Source organism: Aquimonas sp. (assembly GCF_044377145.1).
Lineage (GTDB): Bacteria > Pseudomonadota > Gammaproteobacteria > Xanthomonadales > Xanthomonadaceae > Aquimonas.
The window spans coordinates 1-5,434 of the sequence record NZ_JBILJQ010000142.1 but is presented as its reverse complement, the minus strand read 5'-3'; the positions used below and the strand labels follow the sequence as shown (position 1 = coordinate 5,434).

Annotated in this window: 4 protein-coding genes; 2 read left to right on the top strand and 2 right to left on the bottom strand. The window is 62.2% G+C overall.

Annotated features, from left to right (window positions below; all coding sequences use genetic code 11):
* Positions 1-94: 94 nt before the first annotated feature.
* On the bottom strand, positions 95-658 hold the full coding sequence (locus ACIQ7H_RS21650) for a hypothetical protein (RefSeq protein WP_395795481.1): 564 nt from the start codon (positions 656-658) through the stop codon (positions 95-97).
* 229 nt (positions 659-887) lie between these two features.
* Entirely contained in the window at positions 888-1,973 is a 1,086-nt protein-coding gene (locus ACIQ7H_RS21645) for an ATP-binding protein (protein WP_395795479.1), read from the bottom strand.
* A 193-nt stretch (positions 1,974-2,166) separates the two neighbouring features.
* On the opposite strand from ACIQ7H_RS21645, the gene ACIQ7H_RS21640 reads away from it, so the two are divergent.
* Both ACIQ7H_RS21640 and ACIQ7H_RS21635 read left to right on the top strand, forming a co-directional pair.
* Positions 2,167-3,438 carry a TRAFs-binding domain-containing protein gene (locus tag ACIQ7H_RS21640; protein WP_395795477.1) on the top strand — a complete coding sequence of 424 codons (1,272 nt, stop codon included), beginning with the start codon at positions 2,167-2,169 and terminating at the stop codon, positions 3,436-3,438.
* 98 nt (positions 3,439-3,536) lie between these two features.
* A complete protein-coding gene (locus ACIQ7H_RS21635; protein ID WP_395795475.1) occupies positions 3,537-5,117 on the top strand; it encodes a patatin-like phospholipase family protein in 1,581 nt (526 codons plus the stop codon).
* Positions 5,118-5,434: the final 317 nt, after the last annotated feature.

Below are 5,434 nucleotides of genomic sequence, written 5' to 3'. Positions count from 1 at the left end.
CGGCGGAAGATGTTTCTGGCGGGCGAACCCGCAACGGCTTTGGCATGGGAGTCTCCGAACAAAGCCGCCCTAGAATGAGAGATAACGTGCTGCGTCACTGTCTCGTGGAGTGTAGGCGCGTAGGGCTCCGGAATTCGGCAGGGAAGGATCGCAGCAACAGCAGGCGATCTTCCCGGCGCCACCGCTCGCGGTTTGCCTGTGTCGCCGAGTCCTCGTCAAGGTCAGCGAGGTAAGGGCTCCAACCAACGGCCGCTTCTTCAAGCATGCTCCGCTGCGGGGCGTCGAGATGCGGCACAAGCGCCTCTACAAGCGCCCACGTCTCGGTACATCGATCGCGTGCCCCCAGTGCCATCCGACGCGGATCGGAAAGGAGGAACTCGAGCGCAGCCTGTGGCTCACGATGGGCGATCTGCGCGAGACCCCGAGCAAGAAGCTGTTGCACTAGGGAGATATCGGTCCCGCCATGCCGCCCGACCAAGGCGAGAAACTCAGCCGACGCACTGATGGCCCAGGCGCAAAGCGCCGCATCTATGGCACGTACCAGTTCGTATTCGCCGATGCGTTCGTCTTCGTCGCCGAATTCGACGTCGATGGCACGGGGGCGATATGCGTTCTTCACCGAGACCACGCCATACGCGAGCCCCGAGACAGCACTCACGAACCAAGACCAGATTGCCTCAACGAAGGCCCTCGGCGCCGCAGTAGCGATCTTTCCTACGGAGTACAGCTCAGACCGAATCAGAGCAGAGCTTCGGCGAGACCCGCCACGTGATGGACAGTCGTCGCCGTGCGTCGTACTCGACTGCGCGAGCCGTTCACTGCGTTCAAGCTCATCTTGGCGCGCAAGCCAAGCACCAAGCAGTCTGGGCGCCTGCTCTGGCAGGGCACTACTGATCTCCACAAAGATCGTGGATCAACTGCATCAGCAGGCGCAGCCGCGCCGGCTTCTGCACCACCATGCCCGCCAACGCGTCAAGCTGGTCCACCAGCACGACCACCTTGCGGTCGAACGCTAGGCGGCGAACGCTGGTGGCAAGGTCCGTTGCCGCTGGAAGACCAAGCTCGCGCGCGAGACTGTGTTCGTCGCAAACCTCCTCCGAGATGCGGTCAGCCTTGATCGGGACGACCAGCAGATCCTGTCTCGAACAGACCTCGGCAAACCTCGCTAGTAGTGCAGATTTGCCTGAGCCTGGGACGCCAAGCAAGAGGATGACGCCGTGCGGCTCTGTCACCACAGCGTCCACGATTTGATTGAGCTCGGGACGCGCCAACCAGCGACCCCGTTCATCGTTTGTCGTCCGTTGTGGCCACGAGAGCAGCGCGCGAGCTGATCCGGATCCGCGTAACGCGGACACAAGGTCCGTCAACGAGATGACTGCGGCTTGCGACTCGCTGTGTACAAGGGCGCCGAACTCGGATCGCATCAGGCTCGTCAGCAATTCTCCGTCGTTTCGGAAGCTGATGTTCGCGTGGACGTTCAAGCCGACCAGCGTATCCAGATGCCCCTGGGAAGGGCTCGCGGGCATTTCGCGTTCACTGCCCGGCAGGATCGGGTCGGGCGGATCGCTTACCTCTTGTGCAACGACAAAAATCAGCGGTCGTCCACCGCCGCACTGATGCCGACGGAACAGCGCGAGAAAGACTTCCCACTGCGTGTACGTCCAGCCAGCACAGGCCAAGCTCTTCTGGTTAAGCCAAGCCTTCAGCTCAGCGTGCCGAGCAAGCAGCTCGTCGATCATGCTTTGGGGCGGCTGGGATCCAAGCTCCACGCCAACCACGTGGATCACCGCGTCAGCGTTCTTGATGAAGTCCCACAGCTTGTCCAGCGTGGTCAGACCGGCGTCGTAGCCCTCGAGGTCGGTAGGTGTCTTGATCACCGCACTTGGCAAGGGCGCTAGTTGTGATCGCAGCACTTCGTCCAGATGCCCGAACTCGCTGCTGACTCGGGAGAGGAAGGTAATCGTGCCTGGCATCGGCGGGCTCGTTGGATGAGGTGGAGCTGCGGCGGGAAACACTGTGGTCTCTGCGATGCCATTCGAACTATGCTGTCGACGGTGTCAACTACGATTTGCAGAGCACGCCTGGATGGCTCCAGCTCGATTGTCGCCCCAAAGATCGCGCTGCAGGCGGTGGAGATCCGTTTCTTGAATCGCGGAGGAAAGCGCAATGCAAACGTGCTTCGTGATTATGGGCTTCGGCAAGAAGACCGATTTTAGACAGTCGAAGGACTTCGATCTCGACAAGACCTATCGAACGATCATCCGCCCTGCTGTGCTCGCCGCCGGCCTTGAATGCGTACGCGCAGATGAAGAGCTGTCGGCGGGCCTCATCGACGTTCCGATGTATCAGCGGCTGCACACCGCTGATGTCGTGATTGCGGACCTGTCGACGTCCAACCTCAACGCCATGTACGAGTTGGGTGTGCGGCATGTTCTCAAGCCTCGCACGACCATCGTCATCGCCGAGGAGGGATTTCAGAATCCTTTCGATACAAGCCATCTCCGTATCCTTCGCTATCAGCACTTGGGGCCTGGCATCGAGTTCGAAGAGGTCGAACGTGTCCGTGCGGTCCTGGTGGACATGATTCAAGCTGCCTCAGGTGCCGCACAGGCGGACAGTCCCGTGTACACCTTCCTGCCCTCGCTTCAGCCACCGGCGTTCGCCGCGGCGATACCGACGAAGATGGACGGCGTTCCAGCCCCGGGCCATCCGACCTTCGCCGCTCAGATGGCTGAGGCTATGGCGGCAAAGGCTGCCGACAACTTCGAACAGGCCTGTGAGGTACTGCAGCGCGTACGCGACGCACAGGGCGAACGCCCTGACGCCTATGTCGTCCAACAGCTGGCGTTGGCGACCTACAAGTCCAAACGGCCCAATCCGCCCCAAGCGCTGTTCAAGGCAAGGGAGATCCTGCGAGTGTTGAAGCCCGAGCATTCCAACGACCCTGAAACGCTCGGCCTTTGGGGCGCGATCCATAAACGGCTGGCTGAACTCCCCGCGGATCAGCTGAGCGATGACGCCCGCGCCAACGCTTTGGAGACCGCGATCACCGCGTACCAAAAGGGTTTCATCCTGCAGGACGACCATTACAACGGCATCAACTACGCCTTCCTGCTTGATTCTCGCGCGAAATCACTGGAGGGCGAGGAGCGTATCGCGGACCGAGTGGAGGCCCGGCGAGTCCGCAAGCGGGTCGTGGCGCGCGCTCGACAGATGCTTTCGACCGGATTCAGCCACCTGCAGGATCCAGTCGTTGAGGCCGAGCAACGTTTCTGGGTGAGAGCCTCATTGGTTGAAGCACTGTGCGGCTCGAACGCGCCCGAAGCGGACGCTGAACTCGCTTTGCTGAAGGCGGGAGGCGCACCGCAGAACTGGATGCTGGCCAGCCTGCAAGCGCAGCTGGGCGCACTGCGGGACCTGCAGCGCGACTCAACGTAGCCATGCTCGTCGCAGCGGGCACCCGCCACGCGCCTCGCATCGGTCCAGCACGGAAGCCCGATTCCTTCGATTCAAGAGTCCTGCAAAGCGAGAATCCCATGCCCTACCAGACCCTCACCCGTGACCAACACTTCCAGAGCCCCGGCCCCAAGCGCATCCTCGCGCTCGACGGTGGTGGCCTGCGCGGCATCGTGTCGCTGGGCTACCTGAAAAGAATCGAGACGCTGCTGCGCAGGCGGCATGGCGATCATCCGGACTTTCGCCTGGGCCACTACTTCGACCTGATCGCGGGCACATCAACCGGCGCGATCATCGCCGCCGGTCTGGCGATCGGGCTGTCGGTCGACGAGCTGATCGAGCACTACCTGAATCTGGGCCGCCAGGTGTTCAAGGCCAGCGTCTGGCGCAACGGTCTGCTACGCGATCGCTATGACGAAGCCGAGCTGATCGCGGAGCTGAAGCAGGTCTTCGGCGACCGGTTGCTAGGCGACGCCAGCCTCTGCACCGGCCTGTTGATCGTCACCAAGCGCATGGACACCGGCAGCCCGTGGCCACTGGGCAACAATCCAAAGGGGCGCTACTTCGCTGCCAGGGCAGGCTCCAGCTCGATTGCCAATGCGGACTACCCGCTGTGGCAGGTCGTACGCGCCTCGACCGCCGCGCCCACCTTCTTCGCCCCAGAGAAGATCACCATCGCGCGCGCAGCCGGCAAGGACACGGTAAAGGGTGAGTTCGTCGATGGCGGCGTTAGCCCGCACAACAATCCGGCACTGCAGGCGCTGATGTACGCGACGCTGGACGGCTTCAAGGTCGGCTGGCCCACGGGGGAAGATCAGCTGCTGATCGTATCGGTCGGCACCGGCGCGAGCGATCCCTCCAAGCCAAGCAGCAAGGTGGTGGCGAAGGCCGGCATCAATGCGCTCACATCGCTGATGGACGACTGCGCCACCCTTGTCGAAACGCTGATGCAGTGGCTGTCCAACACCCCAGGCGCAAACAGCATCGATCGCGAGATCGGCAACCTCGGCAACGACCTGCTCGCCGGCAAACCCAGCTTCAGCTATCGCCGCTACCAACTCGACCTGACCCGCGCAGGTGTCGATGCCCTCATGCCCGGCATCCCGGACAAGACCCTGGCCTCGCTACCCGAAATGGACAAGCCCGCCAACCTCGACCTGCTCAAGGAGCTTGGTGAGCTGGCCGCCGCTGCGGTTCGCAACGATCACTTCCCCGCCGCATTCGACCTACCCAAGCCACCCGCCAAAGACGACACCCTGAAGACTTACCGGCGCCGCGACCAGACCACGGTGATCGCAATACCGCTCAACCTCGAAGCAAAGCCCGAAGCGGAAGTCGGCAGCAAACTCTTCAGCTACCACAAATGGGACGCCCGCCAGACCTGCAAGCGCGGCGACTGGCTGGTGCACAACGGCGACGACGTCTACACCGTCGACCGCGACACCTTCGCCCGCACCTACTCCGAAGTAGCGCCCGGCCAGTACCGCAAGACCGCTCCGGTCTGGGCAGAGCGTGCCGAAAAAGCCGGCGAAATCGTCACCAAGGAAGGCAGCACGCGACACAAGGCGGGCGACTATCTGGTCTACAGCCAGGCCGACCGGAAAGATGGGTATGCGGTGACGGCGAAGAAGTTCGTGGAACTCTATGAGGCGATAGATTGAGCTTGTCCGTTGGCATCGTTCCAACAGAAGGCCTACAGCGTCTGCGGAATGCGCGGAAAGGTTCAATGAGCTGATGCTGGGAGCCGCCTGCGAAAGCGCGCGCGCGTGACTCGCGTGTCATGCATACGGATCATTCCTTCGCGCCGCGGAAGCGCGTGGCCGTCAGCACCAGTGAATGACTTCGTCGCGAGTCTCTGCCCTACGCGCCTACACTCCACGAGACAGTGACGCAGCACGTTATCTCTCATTCTAGGGCGGCTTTGTTCGGAGACTCCCATGCCAAAGCCGTTGCGGGTTCGCCCGCCAGAAACATCTTC